The organism is Kribbella sp. NPDC020701, from assembly GCF_055562215.1.
This window is the reverse complement of record NZ_JBVHFT010000014.1, coordinates 187,829-203,827: the sequence shown is the minus strand read 5'-3', so window position 1 is coordinate 203,827 and position 15,999 is coordinate 187,829. Positions and strand designations below refer to the sequence as shown.

19 protein-coding genes are annotated in these 15,999 nt (G+C 68.4%); 7 read left to right on the top strand and 12 right to left on the bottom strand.

Annotation, left to right across the window (positions count from 1 at the left end):
- Nucleotides 1-78: 78 nt before the first annotated feature.
- Entirely contained in the window at nt 79-987 is a 909-nt protein-coding gene (locus ACZ3HV_RS30500) for a TIGR03564 family F420-dependent LLM class oxidoreductase (protein WP_465689168.1), read from the top strand.
- Here the strand turns inward: ACZ3HV_RS30500 and ACZ3HV_RS30495 are convergent.
- The 4 genes from ACZ3HV_RS30495 to ACZ3HV_RS30480 all read right to left on the bottom strand — a co-directional run bounded on the left by ACZ3HV_RS30495 (nt 969) and on the right by ACZ3HV_RS30480 (nt 4,475).
- Nucleotides 969-1,733 carry an amidohydrolase family protein gene (locus ACZ3HV_RS30495; RefSeq protein ID WP_465689166.1) on the bottom strand — a complete coding sequence of 255 codons (765 nt, stop codon included), beginning with the start codon at nt 1,731-1,733 and terminating at the stop codon, nt 969-971. The genes ACZ3HV_RS30500 and ACZ3HV_RS30495 overlap by 19 nt on opposite strands.
- Nucleotides 1,730-2,623 (bottom strand): SDR family oxidoreductase, encoded by an 894-nt coding sequence (locus ACZ3HV_RS30490; protein ID WP_465689164.1) that lies wholly within the window; start codon nt 2,621-2,623, stop codon nt 1,730-1,732. The genes ACZ3HV_RS30495 and ACZ3HV_RS30490 overlap by 4 nt, the downstream gene beginning before the upstream one ends.
- Nucleotides 2,624-2,670: 47 nt before the next feature.
- Nucleotides 2,671-3,417, bottom strand: coding sequence for an SDR family oxidoreductase (locus tag ACZ3HV_RS30485; RefSeq protein ID WP_465689162.1), 747 nt, complete (start codon nt 3,415-3,417; stop codon nt 2,671-2,673).
- 125 nt (nt 3,418-3,542) lie between these two features.
- Nucleotides 3,543-4,475, bottom strand: coding sequence for a LysR family transcriptional regulator (locus ACZ3HV_RS30480; RefSeq protein ID WP_465689160.1), 933 nt, complete (start codon nt 4,473-4,475; stop codon nt 3,543-3,545).
- A 91-nt stretch (nt 4,476-4,566) separates the two neighbouring features.
- Between ACZ3HV_RS30480 and ACZ3HV_RS30475 the strand changes: the two genes are divergently transcribed.
- Complete coding sequence (locus tag ACZ3HV_RS30475; protein WP_465689158.1) at nt 4,567-5,637, top strand: serine hydrolase domain-containing protein; 1,071 nt, start codon at nt 4,567-4,569, stop codon at nt 5,635-5,637.
- A gap of 31 nt (nt 5,638-5,668) precedes the next feature.
- Here the strand turns inward: ACZ3HV_RS30475 and ACZ3HV_RS30470 are convergent, their stop codons facing one another.
- A complete protein-coding gene (locus tag ACZ3HV_RS30470) occupies nt 5,669-5,845 on the bottom strand; it encodes a hypothetical protein (RefSeq protein WP_465689156.1) in 177 nt (58 codons plus the stop codon).
- 310 nt (nt 5,846-6,155) lie between these two features.
- Between ACZ3HV_RS30470 and ACZ3HV_RS30465 the strand changes: the two genes are divergently transcribed.
- Together ACZ3HV_RS30465 and ACZ3HV_RS30460 are read left to right on the top strand one after the other, a co-directional pair.
- The gene (locus tag ACZ3HV_RS30465; RefSeq protein WP_465689154.1) at nt 6,156-6,971 is read left to right on the top strand and encodes a SigB/SigF/SigG family RNA polymerase sigma factor; all 816 of its coding nucleotides are present in this window, start codon (nt 6,156-6,158) and stop codon (nt 6,969-6,971) included.
- A gap of 23 nt (nt 6,972-6,994) precedes the next feature.
- A complete protein-coding gene (locus ACZ3HV_RS30460) occupies nt 6,995-7,465 on the top strand; it encodes a DNA polymerase ligase N-terminal domain-containing protein (RefSeq protein ID WP_465689152.1) in 471 nt (156 codons plus the stop codon).
- Nucleotide 7,466: 1 nt separating this feature from the next.
- Here the strand turns inward: ACZ3HV_RS30460 and ACZ3HV_RS30455 are convergent, their stop codons facing one another.
- The 5 genes from ACZ3HV_RS30455 to ACZ3HV_RS30435 all read right to left on the bottom strand — a co-directional run bounded on the left by ACZ3HV_RS30455 (nt 7,467) and on the right by ACZ3HV_RS30435 (nt 11,301).
- Nucleotides 7,467-8,111, bottom strand: a complete 645-nt coding sequence (locus ACZ3HV_RS30455; protein ID WP_465689150.1) for a nitroreductase family protein — start codon at nt 8,109-8,111, stop codon at nt 7,467-7,469.
- Between the two features lie 13 nt (nt 8,112-8,124).
- Nucleotides 8,125-9,084 carry a penicillin-insensitive murein endopeptidase gene (locus tag ACZ3HV_RS30450; protein ID WP_465689148.1) on the bottom strand — a complete coding sequence of 320 codons (960 nt, stop codon included), beginning with the start codon at nt 9,082-9,084 and terminating at the stop codon, nt 8,125-8,127.
- Nucleotides 9,085-9,167: 83 nt separating this feature from the next.
- Nucleotides 9,168-9,785 (bottom strand): L-threonylcarbamoyladenylate synthase, encoded by a 618-nt coding sequence (locus tag ACZ3HV_RS30445; protein ID WP_465689146.1) that lies wholly within the window; start codon nt 9,783-9,785, stop codon nt 9,168-9,170.
- A gap of 11 nt (nt 9,786-9,796) precedes the next feature.
- Entirely contained in the window at nt 9,797-10,405 is a 609-nt protein-coding gene (locus ACZ3HV_RS30440; RefSeq protein ID WP_465689144.1) for a class F sortase, read from the bottom strand.
- Nucleotides 10,406-10,476: 71 nt separating this feature from the next.
- Nucleotides 10,477-11,301 carry a DUF4397 domain-containing protein gene (locus tag ACZ3HV_RS30435; RefSeq protein ID WP_465689142.1) on the bottom strand — a complete coding sequence of 275 codons (825 nt, stop codon included), beginning with the start codon at nt 11,299-11,301 and terminating at the stop codon, nt 10,477-10,479.
- 280 nt (nt 11,302-11,581) lie between these two features.
- Between ACZ3HV_RS30435 and ACZ3HV_RS30430 the strand changes: the two genes are divergently transcribed.
- Together ACZ3HV_RS30430 and ACZ3HV_RS30425 are read left to right on the top strand one after the other, a co-directional pair.
- Nucleotides 11,582-12,313 carry a hypothetical protein gene (locus ACZ3HV_RS30430; RefSeq protein ID WP_465689140.1) on the top strand — a complete coding sequence of 244 codons (732 nt, stop codon included), beginning with the start codon at nt 11,582-11,584 and terminating at the stop codon, nt 12,311-12,313.
- 28 nt (nt 12,314-12,341) lie between these two features.
- Nucleotides 12,342-13,835, top strand: coding sequence for an MFS transporter (locus ACZ3HV_RS30425; protein ID WP_465689138.1), 1,494 nt, complete (start codon nt 12,342-12,344; stop codon nt 13,833-13,835).
- Between the two features lie 18 nt (nt 13,836-13,853).
- Here the strand turns inward: ACZ3HV_RS30425 and ACZ3HV_RS30420 are convergent, their stop codons facing one another.
- Nucleotides 13,854-14,567: a DNA alkylation repair protein gene (locus ACZ3HV_RS30420; RefSeq protein ID WP_465689136.1), complete on the bottom strand. Its 714-nt coding sequence runs from the start codon at nt 14,565-14,567 to the stop codon at nt 13,854-13,856.
- Nucleotides 14,568-14,578: 11 nt separating this feature from the next.
- On the bottom strand, nt 14,579-15,322 hold the full coding sequence (locus tag ACZ3HV_RS30415; RefSeq protein WP_465689134.1) for an SDR family oxidoreductase: 744 nt from the start codon (nt 15,320-15,322) through the stop codon (nt 14,579-14,581).
- Nucleotides 15,323-15,533: 211 nt separating this feature from the next.
- Between ACZ3HV_RS30415 and ACZ3HV_RS30410 the strand changes: the two genes are divergently transcribed.
- Nucleotides 15,534-15,914, top strand: coding sequence for an STAS domain-containing protein (locus tag ACZ3HV_RS30410; protein ID WP_465689132.1), 381 nt, complete (start codon nt 15,534-15,536; stop codon nt 15,912-15,914).
- Nucleotides 15,915-15,999 lie beyond the last annotated feature (85 nt).

Below are 15,999 nucleotides of genomic sequence, written 5' to 3'. Positions count from 1 at the left end.
CAGCGATCACGATTCCTTATCACTGCACAGCGTAGCTGCGTCTTGGTCGCCGATCGCCGCGCTCGTTGACTGGTGCACATGAGAAACGGACTGTGGATCGAGGAAGAAGGCCTCCGGATCGAGGAGGTCGGGGCAGCCGCGCGTACGGCGCAGGACCACGGCGTGGACCGCATCTGGTTCAGCCAACGGACGGGTTGGGACGCACTCACTCTGATCGCCGGGGCCGCGCCGCTGACCTCGACCATCGAGTTCGCCGTCGGCGTCGTACCGATCTATCCGAGACACCCGATGGCCCTGGCAGCGCAGGCGCTCAGCGTGCAGGCCGTATCGGGCAACCGGCTCACGCTAGGGATCGGGACGAGTCATCCGCAGATCATCGAGGGGATGTTCGGCCTGTCGATGGAGCAGCCCGCGAAGTACACACGCGAGTACGTCGAAGCGCTTGGACCACTGCTATCCGGCGAGCCCACCAACTACGCGGGTGAACGGCTGACGGCTCGCGGTCAGGTCGAGATCACCGGCGCGGAGGCGCCCGACTTGATCCTCGCCGCACTAGGCCCGCGAATGCTCACGACGGCCGGCGAACTGACCGCCGGGACGACGACCAGCTGGGTCGGACCCGAACTGATCGAGAGCTACATCCGCCCGACCATCGACCGGGCCGCGACTGACAAAGGTCGGCCGCAACCACAGGTGATCGCGGCCGCCTGCATCGCACTCACCGACGACGCAGATGCGACTCGCGAGTGGATCCGGGAACGCTTCGGTGCCGCCGGTGACATGCCGGCGTACCGGGCGGTGCTCGATCGCGGCGGGAAGGCGGGACCGGAGGACACCGCCGTACTCGGCGACGAGTCGGCAGTGGCGAAGGAGATCCAGCGATTCGCGGACGCCGGGACGACGGAGTTCGTCTTCTGCCCGGTCGGGACGCCGGAGGAGCAGGAGCGGACGATCAGGTTCGCCCTCGACTACGCGGCACAGCAGTAGCCGCTGCCGGAAGCGTACGAGAGGTTCTTCAGCTGACCGGCCACGTTCGACGTCCCGTGAAAGTGGTCGATGCGCTCGCTGAGGAACGGGAACAGGTCGCCTTGCGCGACGACCACGAAACGGATGCCGGGGTAGCGGGTCAAGACACCGGTCAACGCCAGATCGGTGACCGCCCGGGCCGTGTCGAAGGGGAACTCGATCATCGGTCGCGGCCGGTCCAGCGCGACCTGACGCCACTGCGGTGGTGACGTCGGATGCAGCAGGACCATGGCCGACCTCGCATCCAGCTCCCGCCACAGTGGCTCCCACGACGGGTCGCCCGGATACATGCCGCCGGCATTGCTCAGCAGCACGACGCCATCCGCGTGCAAGACGTCGTACGCGTAGTCCACCTCGACCAACGCGCCTTCGACATCCGGCAACGGCAGACTCGCGAAGAATCCGAACCGGCCCGGGTGATCACGGCCCAGCGTCGCGGCGGCCTCGTTGACCTGCCTGGCCAATACCTGGGCCCGGAAGTCGTCACCGAAGTGCACGCCCGGCGACGGCACCGACAGCACGGCCTTCTCGATCCCGGCCCGGTCCATCTCCGCCAAGTGCTTCCGCACAGACCACTTCGGCCAGGCGGGCATCCCGTCTGGCCGAAGGTGTCCCGCCCGCTCCGCCGCCGCGACGTACTCCGGCAGCAGGAAGTGCGCGTGGAGGTCGATCCGCCGCGCCGGAGGCGTGGCCAAACGCACCGTCATCCCGCCACCGGGTGCAGAAGGTCGTCGAGACCGATCCGGCGGAGCAGCTCGGCTCGGACCCGGTCGGCAACTCCGTTCACCACCGCGGCGCCGTCGTCCGACGGGTCGATGTGGACCCGGAACGGCCGGCGGCCCTTCTCGATACCGACCACGGTAACGATCGCCTGGGCGACCTCGGCGACATCGGCCCAGGCCGGCTCGAGCTCGGCCAGCTTCTGGGAGACCTGCTCCATCAGCCCGGCGTACTTCGTCTCGTACGCCGCGACCACGTCCGCGTCGGCCGGCGAGCCGCTGTGGGCGAAATGGTTGGTGCCGTGGGTGAAGGCACCCGGGACGACGATCGTCGTCTCGATCCCGAACCGCGCGACCTCCAGCGCGTAGCTCTGCGCCAGCGCGTCCATCGCCGCCTTCGCCGCGAAGTACGGAGCCAGGTACGGCGGAGTGCCGCCGCGGGTGCTCGAACTGCCGACCCACACCATCAGCCCGTCGCCCTGTTCGCGCAGGTGCGGGAGCGCCGCCCGGTTGAGCCGTTGCGTGCCGACCACGTTGGTGTCGTACAGCGCGGCCAACTGCTCCGGCGTGAAGGCCTCGGCCGGACCCGTGACCATGTGGCCGGCGTTGTGCACGAGTACGTCGAGACGTCCTTGCTCGCTGATCACGGTGGCGACGGCCTGCTGGGTGGAGGCGTCCGTGCTGATGTCCAGCTCGACGGCGCGAAGGTCGACCTTGCGCTCGGTCGAGTACTGCTTGGCGTCCGCGGCGGCGGTTGCGTTGCGGCCCGCGACATCGCGCATCCCGGCGTAGACGATGTGGCCGGCGTCGGCCAGGGCGCGGGCGGTGAGGGCACCGAACCCACTCGACGCACCACTGATCAGAACTGTCTTGCTCATGACGGTTTCCGTTTCTGGGGAGGGGTCGGGCGAAGGGATGGTGCTGGTCAGGCGGCCGAGCCACCGTTGGCGTAGATGACCTGGCCGTTGATCCAGCGGGCCGGGCCGGCCAGGAACGCGATGATCTCGGAGATGTCGGACGGCTCGCCCAGACGCTCGAGCGGCGGCTCGGCGGCGATCCGGTCGATGAGTTCCTGCGGCTTGCCTTCGAAGAACAGCGGGGTCGCGGTCGGGCCGGGGGCCACGGTGTTGACAGTGACGTCGCGGCCACGCAGCTCGCGGGCCAGGATCAAGGTGATCGCTTCGACGCCGCCCTTGGTGGCGGAGTAGGCGGAGTATCCGGGCCTGGCCAGCTTGGTGAGGGAGCTGGAAACGTTGATGAGTGCACCGCCGGAGCGGAGTCGCCGGATCGCCTGCTGGTCGACCACGATCGTGCCGCGGAGGTTGGTCCGGACGACCCGGTCGAAGACCTCCAGGTCGAGGTCGGCGAGCGGCGACAGCGGCATGATCCCAGCGGCGTTCACGACCACGTCGACTCCGCCGAACTCCTGCTCGGTCCGGTCGAACAGCGCGGCCACCGCGGTCTCGTCGGCGACGTCGGCCTGGACCGCGATCGCCCGGCCACCCGCCTGCTCGACCTCCTTGACGGCTTCTTCGGCGTTGCTCTGGTTGCTGGCGTACACGATCGCCACCGCGTAGCCGTCCCGGCCCAGGCGGGCAGCGGCCTCACGGCCGATTCCGCTCGATCCCCCGGTCACGATGGCGACCCGTCCGGCGGTGGTGTTCTCGGTCATCGTCCTGCTCCTCGATCTCGGTGTCTTGCTGACACCAAAGATCTTGCTGCGACCGATGCATCAAGTCCAACGACTCAAGTCGATGGGTAAATCAACCTCATTGATCCAACTGCCCTTCCGGGGGATCACTTCTGTTGATTCACGTCCTCGCCGAGTTCCGTGCCCGGCGGCTGCCGCAAGTGGGTACTGACCAGGCCGAGCAGAGCCCGCAGCGCCGCGGTCGGCTTCCGCTTCTTCAACGTGGCCATGTACAGCGACCACTGGAACGAGTCGTCCTTGATCGGTACGACGCGGATCGCGTCGACGCCGGCCACGGCGTACCCGGGCAGGACGCCGAGGCCGACGCCATGCGCCACGAACTGGACACCGTTCTCGATCCCGAGCGCCTCGACCACCACGTGCCGCGACAGCCCGGCCGCCTCGAACCGCTGGTCGATCAGCGTCCGGGTGCCGAACCCGGGCGGGAAGTCCACGAACGCCTCGTCGGCGAGGTCGGCCAGCGTCACCGTCCGCCGGCGCGCGAGCCGGTGCCCGACCGGGACCGCGAGAACCTGGGGAACCCGGAGCAGTTCCCACGCGGTCAGCTCGCGCGGCACGCTGCCGGCCGCGATCCCGAGGAAACCGACGTCGATGTCTCCGTTCCGCAGCGCGACGATGACACCGGCCGACCCCTCGGCGTCGACCCGCAGTTGCAGCTCGACGTTCGGGTAGCGCCGGCGGAACTCACCAGCCGCGGCCGGGAGGTCGATCAGCCCGAGGCCCGGCAGCAGGCCGACGCGGACGGATCCACGCATCCCGGAGCCGAGCTCGTCGACGACATCACGAGCCCCTTGGACCGCGTCCATCACCGCGAGCGCTTCCGGGAGGAACGCCGTACCGGCTTCTGTCAGCACCACGCGCTGGGCGCTGCGCTCGAACAGCGTGACCTTCAGATCCCGTTCCAGCGCGGCGATCGCGGCGCTCACCGCGCTCTGCACCACGTGCAGCCGCCGGGCCGCCAACGTGAAGCTCCGCTCGTGCGCCACCGCCACGAAGTACTCCAGCTGCCGCAACTCCACCACCGCAGTCTGTCATCGCCATCACGTCAAGAACGCCATTCCCGCTCCGACCATCCTGTGAAAGGGCACCGAGAGAGACAGGATGAGAAATGTGACGAACCTTCAGGATCAGATCCAGCAGCGGCTCGACGAACTCGTGGCGACCGAGCTCGGGCTGCAGGTGGCGGTCTATCAGCAGGGTGAGCTAATCGTCGACGCGACGGCCGGGACCACGTCGGACACCCTTTTCTACAGTGCATCCACCGGCAAAGCGGCCACCGCGACCGTCGCCAACGTGCTGGTCGACCGCGGTGTTCTCGAGTACGACGCCCCGATCGCGAATGTCTGGCCCGAATTCGCGGCGAATGGCAAGGAGAAGGCAACCCTGCGACATGTGCTGACCCACTCGATCGGACTACCGGCCCTCGCACCCGGAACCACGGTCGAGGACACGACCCGGTGGACGACGATCACGTCGTACCTTGCCTCCGCCGAGCCCTGGTGGGAGCCGGGCACCAAGATGACCTACCACGCCGAGACTTTCGGCTATCTGGTCGGCGAGATCGTCCGGCGGGCAACCGGCCGGCGGATCTCCGACGTACTGCGGGACATCGCCGAGCCACTGGGGATCGCGGACGAGGTCTACATCGGTGTACCGCTGGACCAGCAATCCCGCGTCGCCACGCTCGTCGAACCGGACGGGGCCGAGGAGACGTTCGCAATGCTGGCGGGACTGTTCGCGAAGGTCACACCGCCCGAAGTGCTCCCACGGGCAGCGCATTTCAACGGTCACCCGGAGGTGCTCGCCGCCGAGCGTCCGTCCAGCGGCTTCCTGACTGCCCGCGGCATCGCCAAGCTGTACGCCGCTCTGATCGGCGAGGTCGACGGTGTTCGACTGATTCGGCCGGAACGGGTCGCCGACGTCACGGGACCCGTGTTCACCGGGCCGGACGAACTGCTGGGCAACGACGGAACGTGGGCGATGGGTTACGCGATCGGACGGCTCGGCTCGACGGCCGAGGAGAGTCCGACGACGTTCGGCATGCCGGGTATGGGTGGCAGTGTCGCCTGGGCCGATACGCGCTCAGGCGTTGCGTTCGCCTTCACTCGGGCGCTGTTCGACCCGGCGCAGTCGGCGTCGGCGATCGAGATCGGCAACCTGGTTGCGAAATCTCTCTGCTGAATCAGCCTTATCTGTCAGGGGATTCAGCTTCCTAGGATTCGCGCACCGACTGCTGGTCGACCCAGACGAGATGGCCGTGGTGGCTGACGAGAACCTCGTCGGCCCCGGCCGTCCCGGTCCGGCGGCCCAGTTCCTGGCCCGCGATCCAGCGGCCGCCGATGCGGACCTGGACGGCGGTTGGCCGGACCGGAGAAGTGGCTACTGGCATGGCACCTGACTTCTGGACAGGGGCGGAGGGAGTGGAGTGACGTCGTACTGCGCTGGGGTGGTGCTGGAGTTCGGTCATCGTCGCCCTCGCAAGGGAACAAAGCCAACGTCGGGGGGCTGGCTTCCCAACCAAAGGCCACCCTACAACCGCTAAGTGACGCACCGTTAGCGGTAATTCAGATTGCTCGGAAAGGACAGCCGGCCGACGCATAACCGCCCTATCCTGGGGTAGGAATGTCAGAGCATGCTCCTGACCGCGGTCCAGACCATGTGCCGCGCCGTGACATTCCCGTCGCGCGAGGTCAGAACAGATGAACACCGCACCACTCAGCACCACCGCCGATCAGACGGCCGATCCGGCCGACCGGCGAGACGAGGAAACCCGATCCCTGCTCACCCGCCGCGCGGCCAGCGCCGACGCCGACGTCCGCCGGGCCCTCCTGGATCAAGCGATCGAGCTCAACCTCGGCATCGCCCGCAGTATCGCCATGCGCTTCCGTGGCCGTGGCGTGGAAGCGGACGACCTTGACCAGGTTGCCTCCCTGGGCCTGGTCAAGGCCGCCCACAGCTACGACACGGCCACGGACACCCCGTTCCTGGCGTACGCCGTACCGACGATCCGGGGCGAGGTGAAGCGGTACTTCCGCGACTGTTCCTGGACCGTCCGGATCCCGCGGCGGCTTCAGGAGCTCCAGGGGTCGATCGGCGCGGTCCGGGCCGGGCTGTTCCAGGAGCTCCACCGCGAGCCCACGGCGCCGGAGCTGGCCGAGGCGATCGGCAGCGACGTCGAGGACGTGTCGGCCGCGCTCGCCGCGGACGGCTGCTTCGCGGTGATGTCGCTGGACCGTCCGCTCGAGGGGGACGCGGCCGCGAACCTGGGCGAGTCCCTCGCCTCCGACGACACGGCGTACGAGCGGCTGGAGACCGTCGCCATGCTCGAACAGGCGCTGAGCAGCCTGGAGCCGCGCGAGCGTAGGATCCTGGCGTTGCGGTTCATCGAGGAACAGACCCAGGCGGACATCGGCGCCGAGATCGGAGTGAGCCAGATGCAGGTCTCCCGGCTGCTCCGCGACATCCTCGAGGTGCTCCGGGACCGGATCGAGTACCCCGCGGCAGCCGCCGCTTGACGTCGTCCAGGCCCATTTTCGTGGTGCAGCTGCACGATGCCCGGCGGCTGCACTACGACGTCCGGCTCGAGGTGGACGGCGTACTGAAGTCGTGGGCGGTTCCGCGCGGGCCGTCGCTGGACCCGACCGTGAAGCGGCTCGCGGTGTTCACCACGGACCATGATCTGGAGTACGCGTCGTACGAAGGTGTGATCGCGGACAGTCAGTACGGCAGTGGCGCGGTGATCGTCTGGGACGCGGGCGTCTTCACCAACCTGACCCGGGACGATCGCCGGCAGTTGGTGGATCCGGCGGTGGCGATCGAGCGCGGGCATCTGAAGGTGCAGTTGCACGGGGTGAAACTGAACGGTGCTTGGGCCTTCACCCGTACCGGCGAAGACTGGCTGCTGGTCAAGGTTCGCGACGACGCGGCCGACCCGGCACTCGACCTGACCGTCGCCGAACCACGCTCGGTCCTGAGCGGCCTGACCATCGAGGAGATGGCCGCCTCCTGACCTACCAGGTGTCGAGGTGCAGAACCTCGTCGACTGGCTGACGGGGTGCGGACTTGAAGTTCGTGCCGATCGTGTACGCCGTCGGGATCAGCACCGTCTGCCGGACATCTTCGGGCAATCCGAGCAGCTCGCCGACCTCTTGCTCGTAAGTCATGTGCAACGTGGTCCACGCCGTACCGAGTCCGCGGGCCCGGGCGGCGAGCATGTAGCTCCACGCGGACGGCAGGATCGAGCCCCAGAGGCCGGCCTGGTTCCCGGCGGGCAACGAGGTGGCCGTCATGCACGGGATCACCAGCACGGGGACCTGGCCCATCCGCTCACCCAGGTAGGCCACGCTGTCCCCGACCCTGCGCTGCACAGGCCCGCGCACCGGATCGTCGGCGTACAACTTGCCGGCGGCTCCGGAGCCGGCCAGGTACTTCTCGACCGCGAGGCGGTAGTACTCCCCGATCGCCGCCCGCTTCTCCGCATCCGTGATCACCAGCCAGTGCCAGGTCTGCCGGTTACTCCCCGACGGCGCCTGCAACGCGATCTCGATGCACTCCCGGATCAGCTCGAGCGGAACAGGCTTCTCCAGATCGAGCCGCTTCCGCACCGTGCGGGTGGTGGTGAGCAGTTCGTCGGGCGACAGGTCGAGTGTGGTCACAGCCCCAACTATGTCAGCAGGTGTAGAGCGAGTTCGGGTGGACCTTTTCGCAGAAGCGAACGTGGAGGTGGTTGTCGTGGGCGGGCCACTCGGTGGTCAGGCCCTCGTTGATCAGGGTGGGGTCGTTGAAGAAGATGATGCGGACGTGACCCGGCGCCGCCGCCTTGATGGACTGGATGAGCTGGCGGGTGGCCGCGCGGTCGTACGTCGCCGACTGCCAGGTGATCCGGCCCGCGGTGCATTGGCCGTTGTCGGTGCGGATCGGCCAGATGTCGATGTCCATCCCCACGTCGTGACTGCCGTGGCCGGGGATGTCACCACCGTGCTCGAAACCGGCATCGCCGTACGGGACCTGGCCTTGCCCGGTGGAGGCGAAGGATCTCGCGCCCTGTTCGAGCTCGGCGACCGCGGCCGCGGTGGCCCAGTTGGCCGCCGTACCGTTGCCGTCCGGATCCTGGTCGCACAGGTTCGCCGTGAAGTCCGGGTAGTCGTAGTGCCAGGCGAGGTTGCGCCAGGTGATCGGGCCGACGATCCCGTCCGCGCCGATCCCGGCGTGCGACTGGAACGCCGCCACCGCGTCGCGGACCGCCGTACTGAACACTCCATCGACGGCCAGGCTCAGCCGCCGCTTCGCGTTCAACTCGACCTGCAGAGCCTTCACCGCCGCGTTGTTGTCGCCTGACCGGATCGTCGGCGCCAAGGCCGTCCACGTCTGCGGTCCGACGATCCCGTCGACGCCCAGTCCCTTGGCTGTCTGGAACGCCTTGGCCGCCGCGACTGTGGTCGCACCGAACACCCCGTCCGCGGCGACCGACTGCCCGTTGTACTGCAGCAGAAATTGGATCGCCTGGACGTCGGCTCCACGATTCCCACTGCTCTGGGTCGGGAAGAAGGCGTTGGCATACGCGTACGCCGGGGCCGGCAGGCCAACCAGCAGGACAAGGGCGAGCAGCGCGAACACGAGACGTTTCATGGCTCCTCCGGGGCGGGTGAGGATGCGTTACCGATTGACTTCCATCCGCCACCATCGGGCACGAACTTGCCAACCGCAAGAGCTCACTCGAACGGTCCGGGGTCCCCCGCACCGACGCGGACGATCTCGGGTACGTCGTCGGAGAAGTCGATGACCGTGGTGGGTTCGGTGCCGGTCTCACCCTCGATGACGGCGTCGATCTGGTTGTCGAGCTCTTCCTTGATCTCCCAGGCCTGCGTCATCGGCTCTTCGTGGTCGGGCAGCAGCAAAGTGCTGGAGACGAGTGGTTCGCCGAGTTCGGCGACCAGGGCCTGGGTGACCACATGGTCCGGGATCCGTACGCCGACCGTCTTCTTCTTCGGGTGCAGCAACCGGCGCGGGACTTCCTTGGTGGCCGGCAGGATGAACGTGTAGCTGCCGGGCGTCGCCGCCTTGATCGAACGGAAGACGGCGTTGCTGATGTGCACGAACTGCCCGAGCTGGGCGAAGTCCTGGCACACCAGTGTGAAGTGGTGCCGGTCGTCCAGGTGCCGGATCGTCTTGATCCGGTCGATCCCGTCCCGGTTCCCCAGCTGGCAGCCGAGCGCGAAACACGAGTCGGTCGGGTACGCGATCAGCCCGCCGTCGCGCAGCAGGTCCACTACCTGCCCGATCGACCGCCGCTGCGGATTCTCCGGGTGAACGTCGAAATACCTGGCCATGACGGCCGAGCCTACTTCGCCAGACCGAGTGCGGTCGCGGTGACGACCAGGTTGTCCTCGTAGCCGCCGCGGGAGGCGTCGTACGCGCCGGTGCAGGTGATCAGGACCAGCCGATGGCCACCGGTCTGGGTGAAGGCGCCACTCTTCGTCGCCAGCGCGTCCTTCGGCACCGACGCGATCGAGGCGACCTTGTACGACGCCGTGTGGCCGGAGCCATGGAGTACGACGACCTCCCCCGGCTTCACGCGCCGCAACCGCGCGAAGAAGCCGAGACCTTCGGTCTTGGTGTCCACATGACCGGCCAGGACCACCGAGCCGAACGGATCACCGGCCTCGGCGCCGCCGTCCCACCAGCCGACCCGTTTGGCCTCGGCGGGCACCTCGAGCTGACCGTTGACAGTCGTTGCCCGAAGCACCGGAGCCGTCGCGCCTCCGGGCAGCACGACCTGCTGCGGGATGAAGCGGATCCGCTGGCTCGGGGCCGGCGTCCCCACCCGGCCGGGTGGTGCGGAGATCGGATCGGACGGCAGCGGGATCGTGGGAGTGATCTCGCCGGTGAAACCCGGGACGGACGACGGCGCCGGCGTTGAAGTGCCGTCGCCCGTACCGGTGCCGGACACCGCACTGTCGGCCCTCGCGGTGCAACCCGCCAGGACCAGACAGCACAGCACCGAGCTGATCAGCCACCGTTTCAGCGACGGACCCTCTTTCCAGCGACCTTCCGGACCGTCACCACGGCCGCGAGCATCCCGGCCAGGAACACCACGACCCAGAGGCCGGACTCGTTGGACTCGGCAGAGTTTCGCGCCTGGTCAAGCTCTGCCGCCTGCCCTCCGGTTCCGGTGTTCACCAGTTTGGGCTTGTCCGATCCCGTCGCCGGGACCTTGATCGTTCCGAGTGCCACCGTCATCGTCTCCAGGCTCGGTGCCCCGATCGCGAATACGCGGGTCAGATATCCGGCCTTCACCGGCAGATCCAACGGACCGAGAACAACGGGTGAAGTCGCCCCCGCGGGAACGATGTCGACCTTGTAGGTCCCGGCCGGAACGACGGCGTCGAGCGATTCACCATTCGCCACATTGGCGAACAGCACCTCGCCGTTGACCCGGATGTCTGCCGGTCCCACCGCCGCGTCGTGCGCGACCCGGAGCCCGGCCTTGTCCTTGGGCACCGCGTTCAGGTTGTTCGCGTACGTCGTGATCAACGGGTTCCCGGTCGGCGAGACCGGCTGGTGGATGACGACGTCGAGGCTGGCACCGGAGCCGGCCGTCACCTCGCGCTGGATGACCACCTTTCCGCCTTGCCTGGCAGTGATCGTCCGCTTGCCGGCGGCAACCCCGAACGGCCCGATCAGCTTCGCGCCTGCGACCCCGGTGGCCACCTGGCGCCCGTCGATGCTGATGTCCAGGGTGCGTCCGGGCAGGCCCTGGACGAAGTACAGGTTGGCACCGGCCGCGGCCTGGGCAGGTGCCGCCAGAACTGCCGGCGCCCCCGCGACCGTCACCGCCAGCAGCACCGGAATCACCCTTCGAATTACCGGACCCCGAATTCTCGAAAATACCCCACTTGATACCGCCCGGAATTGTCCGGACACGCTCCGTTTCCCCATTCTGCGCCCCCTCCGAAGCTCACGGAAAAACACGGCAGTAATTGCCGAACCCCACTAATTCGGGCGTATCGTATGCCCAAGTCCGTTCCGGCCACCAGAGGAAACGGCCAGGACCGTTTGGGGGCGGTTACTCATGTCGGATCCCGGTGCTCCGGAACGTGAGCTCCTCCCGAGCGCCTCATCGGGGGTGGAGGATCTCAGCGCCGGCCGCAGGGCAGTGCGGGTGCTGGCGGCGGTCGCGCTGACGCTGGGGCTCAGCGCGGCCGCCGCCTGCTCGGACGGGAACGCCACCCCGGTCGCGCCCAGCCCCGGGATCGACAGCGGGGGTTCTGGACCGGTCAACGCGACGCCGACGCCGACCGTGTCGGTCAGCCCCGGTCCCGGTGTGACCAAGCCCGGCATCAGGCTGGTCGCCGTACCGCGCCCGGACGGGTCGTTCGACGTCACCGAGGACCTGATGTTGCTCGAGGCCACGAACATCCTGCAGTTGCAGTTGCCGTCGTCGGGTGAGCACTTGCCCGGGATGATGGCCAAGACCACTCCCCGAGCGACGAACCTGAAGCTGGTCGCCCAGGACCAGTCCATCCCGCTCGAGCAGACCACCCTCAGCAGCGCGGCCGACGTACCACTGACGACCGCGGCCACCAGGATCCGGCTGACCTATCGACTGGCCGGCTCATCGGTCCGCGCCACACCGTCGACGGCGGATCGGGCCGGCGCGGCGATCCGGCCACTCACCTCGACGGCCGACGGGACGCTGCCGACCGATTTCACCGTCACCAGTGGGCTGCTCAACGCGGTCTGTCCGCTGATGACCGACACCCGGTGCGCGGTCGGCGACCCGCCCAAGCTCGGCATCCTGCCCAACATCCCGGCCAGTCAGGCCCTCGTCGTACTCCAGCTGAATCTGCCCCACTGAGCCTGATACCGGCCGTAGTCTGACCCCCATGAGCGAGCAGATCGCGTTGGGGACCAGCCGGGGCCGGTGGGTGCTGGCCGCGACGGCGCTGGGATCGGGCATGGCGTTCCTGGACGGCACGGTGGTGAACGTCGCGCTGCCGGCGATGGGCGAGGACCTGAACGCCGACATCGAGGGTCTGCAGTGGATCGTGAACGGCTACATGCTGATGCTCGCCTCCCTGGTCCTGCTCGCCGGTTCGCTCGGTGACCGGCTCGGGCGGCGGCGTACGTACGTCATCGGGGTGATCTGGTTCGCGGTCGCGTCGATGCTGTGCGCGGTCGCGCCCACCCTCGAGGTGATGATCGCGGGCCGCATCCTGCAGGGCATCGGCGGTGCGCTGCTCACGCCTGGCAGCCTGGCCATCCTGCAGACGTCGTTCCGGCGGGCCGATCGCGCCAAGGCGGTCGGCACCTGGTCCGGCCTCACCTCGGTGGCCGCGGCGGTCGGCCCGTTCGTGGGCGGCAGCCTGGTCGACCACGGTTCCTGGCGGTTGATCTTCCTGCTCAACGCGCCGGTCGCGGCGGTGACCGTCCTGGTCACGCTCCGGCACGTGCCCGAGACCCGCGACGAGGAGGCAGCCGGCAAGCTCGACATCACCGGCGCGGTGCTGGCGACGGTCGGTCTGGCCGGCTTCACCTTCGGCCTGATCAGCTCCGGCGAGCGCGGGATCGGTGATCCGGTGGTCCTGATCAGCCTGGCGATCGGCGTGGTCGCGTTCGTTGCCTTCGTCGAGGTCGAGCGTCGCAGCGCGCACCCGATGCTGCCGCCCGGCATCTTCGCCAACCGGCGCTTCACCGGCGCCAACCTGGTCACCGTCGCCGTGTACGGCGCCCTCGGCACGTCGACCTTCCTGCTCGTCGTCTACCTGCAGACCGTGCTCGGCTACAGCGCGCTCTGGGCCGGCGCGTCCCTCCTCCCGATGACCCTGCTGATGCTCGCCCTGTCCGGCTACGCCGGTGGTTTGTCCGATCGGATCGGGGCTCGGCTGCCGATGACGGTCGGGCCGGCGCTGATGGCGGTCGGGTTCCTCCTGATGCTGCGCATCGAACCGGGCTCCGGGTACTTCACCACTGTCCTGCCGTCCGTGGTCGTGCTCGGGCTGGGCCTGGTCGCGACGGTGGCCCCGCTGACCGCGACCGTCCTGTCGTCCGTGACGGACAACCACGCCGGGATCGCCTCCGGCGTCAACAACGCGGTCGCCCGGTCGGCGCAACTGATGGCGGTCGCGGCGATCCCGGTGGCGGCCGGGATCACCGGCGACACCTACCGCGATCCGGTTGCCTTTCAGGAGGGGTTCGGCGAAGCGCTGTGGATCTCGGCGATCCTGGCCGCGGCCGGCGGCGCGACCGCGTGGATCACCCTGGCCGAGCCGAAGAAGCGGCCGGGCAAGGCCCCGGTCCGCGTCCACCACCACACCCATTGCGCCCTGGAGGCCCCGCCGTACGCCGACAGCGCTGCGTCGTCGCCGTCCTCGAGCTGACTTGTCGACAAATCTCGCTCAGCGGAGTGCGAGGTAATGCTTGCGGACCACGGGGTCGAGACGCTCGATCGCGTAGCGGAGCATCGTGCGCGGCATCTGGGTCGCGTGCTGGTCGAGGAACGCGAGCAGCTCGGCTTCGGAGACGCGCTTGCCGGCTTCGCGCAGCATCCACCCGGACGCCTTGTGGATGAGGTCCTCGCGATCGCCGAGCACCTCGGCGGCGAGTGCGTACGTGTCCGCGGTCTGCCCGACGCCGATCAGGAACTGCGTCGCGATCAGCGCGATCCGGCGTTCCCACAGTGACGTCGAGCGGACCAGTGTGTAGAGGACGTCCCTGGGCTTGTCGAGCAGATAGCCGCCGACGACCTGCGGGGCACTGCAGTCGACCAGGTCCCAGTTGTTGATGTACGCCGTACTGCGCAGATAGAGCTCGTGGATCGCGGTGAGCTCGGCCGGGTTCGCCGTACGCGGCTTGAGACTGCGGGACGCGCGGTCGGCGAGCAGACAGAGGATGGCCAGCCGGTGCTCGTGGACCGGGCTGGTGAGGGCCTGCTCGAGCTCGGGCAGCGGGAGATCCGCGCGCAGGTAGGGCTTGAGGATGCCGCGGATCGTCGAGAGTTTCACGCCGATCATCCGGTCGCCGTACCCGTAGCCGCCGGCCTGCAGCTGGAAGTACCGCGACAACACCTCCGCCACCGCGGGATCACCCGCGGCGTCGACTTCGGCGAGCAACTCCTGGGTACTCAGATCAGCAGCCCTCCGGTGGCGAGGAGGTTCTGGCCGGTCAGCCAGCGACTGTCCGGGCCGGCCAGGAAGGCGACCACGTCCGCCACCTCGGCGGGCTCACCCATCCGGCCGAGTGCGGTGATCCCGACCAGTGCATCCTTGGCTTCCGGCGGGTTCTCCTGGTGGAACATGTCGGTGTCGGTCGCCCCCGGCGACACCGTGTTCGCGGTGATCCCGCGGGCGCCGTACTCACGAGCGGCGACCTTGACGAACTGCTCGAGCGCTCCCTTGCTGGCGGCGTACAGCGAGATGCCCGGACCGGGTACGGCGGTGTTGAGGGTGGAGATCGCGATGATCCGGCCGCCGTCGCGCAGGGTCCGGCCGGCGCGCTGGATGGCGAAGTACGGCCCTTTGACGTTGGTCGCGAACAAATGGTCGTAGTCGTCCTCGGTGACGTCGGCGATCGGCTTCACCGCCGCCTGGGCCGCGTTGCAGACAAAGATGTCGAGAGACCCGGTCGGCACGGTCGCACGGTCGAACAGGTCGTCGATGGTGGTCAGATCGGCCTGGTCGGCCTGGACCGCGATCGCCTCACCACCGGCCGCCTTCACCTCGGCGACCACGTCCGCTGCCGCGGCCTCGCTGCTGGCATAGCTGAAGGTGACCACAGCGCCGTCCGCCGCCAACCGCCGTACGATCGCCGCGCCGATGCCGCGCGATCCACCGGTGACCAGCGCCGCCTTGCCGTCGAGTGCACCCATGGGAACTTGTCTATCACTGGGTGTGGATCCTGCGTTTGTTTGACTGCTCGCTTGTACTGGCAGCGCTTACATAGCAGGTCACGCTCCGGGGTCATCCGCACCACACCCGTTGTACCGTGCGCGCCTTGGGGCATACGGTGAGTACACGGCAGTTCCATCCGCCAGGACCGACCGACGTTCGTGGCGCAACACCCCCGGGGGAGATACCGGCGTGACCAGCCACCCAGAGCCGGACGGCGAGATGATCAGGACCACTTTCGACTCTGTGACCGAGGAGCTGGAGCCCGGCGTCCTGCTGGTCCGGCTGTCCGGTGAGATCGACATCGCGACCACGGACTTCGCGTCCGAGTCGATCCGTGCGGCGGTCGCCCCGCCGGCCCGGCTGGTGCTGATCGACGTCTCCGCCGTGACGTTCTGCAGCTCCGCCGGCCTCGGCAACCTGGTCGAAGCCCGCAACCTGGCGGGCGAGCACAACATCACCCTCGCCCTGGTCGGCGTCGGCCGCCCGGTCGACCGCCCCCTCGCGGTCACCGGCCTCGGCGGCCAGTTCCAGATCTTCTCGACCATCCAGGAAGCCCTCAGCAGCCTCTGACCCGATATTGTTGCCGACGGCAATCTGTTTGGCCGGCGCGGGCCGATACGCCGGTTCCGGCCGGCGTGCGGCAGACTGCGGTTCG

Bases quoted from the DNA above. Each gene is read 5' to 3' on its own strand.
- ACZ3HV_RS30495 (WP_465689166.1), bottom strand. From the start codon at position 1,733: ATGACGGTGCGTTTGGCCACGCCTCCGGCGCGGCGGATCGACCTCCAC.
- ACZ3HV_RS30470 (WP_465689156.1), bottom strand. From the start codon at position 5,845: ATGCCAGTAGCCACTTCTCCGGTCCGGCCAACCGCCGTCCAGGTCCGC.
- ACZ3HV_RS30415 (WP_465689134.1), bottom strand. From the start codon at position 15,322: ATGGGTGCACTCGACGGCAAGGCGGCGCTGGTCACCGGTGGATCGCGC.
- ACZ3HV_RS30485 (WP_465689162.1), bottom strand. From the start codon at position 3,417: ATGACCGAGAACACCACCGCCGGACGGGTCGCCATCGTGACCGGGGGA.
- ACZ3HV_RS30450 (WP_465689148.1), bottom strand. From the start codon at position 9,084: ATGAAACGTCTCGTGTTCGCGCTGCTCGCCCTTGTCCTGCTGGTTGGC.
- ACZ3HV_RS30490 (WP_465689164.1), bottom strand. From the start codon at position 2,623: ATGAGCAAGACAGTTCTGATCAGTGGTGCGTCGAGTGGGTTCGGTGCC.
- ACZ3HV_RS30465 (WP_465689154.1), top strand. From the start codon at position 6,156: ATGAACACCGCACCACTCAGCACCACCGCCGATCAGACGGCCGATCCG.
- ACZ3HV_RS30425 (WP_465689138.1), top strand. From the start codon at position 12,342: ATGAGCGAGCAGATCGCGTTGGGGACCAGCCGGGGCCGGTGGGTGCTG.
- ACZ3HV_RS30445 (WP_465689146.1), bottom strand. From the start codon at position 9,785: ATGGCCAGGTATTTCGACGTTCACCCGGAGAATCCGCAGCGGCGGTCG.
- ACZ3HV_RS30500 (WP_465689168.1), top strand. From the start codon at position 79: ATGAGAAACGGACTGTGGATCGAGGAAGAAGGCCTCCGGATCGAGGAG.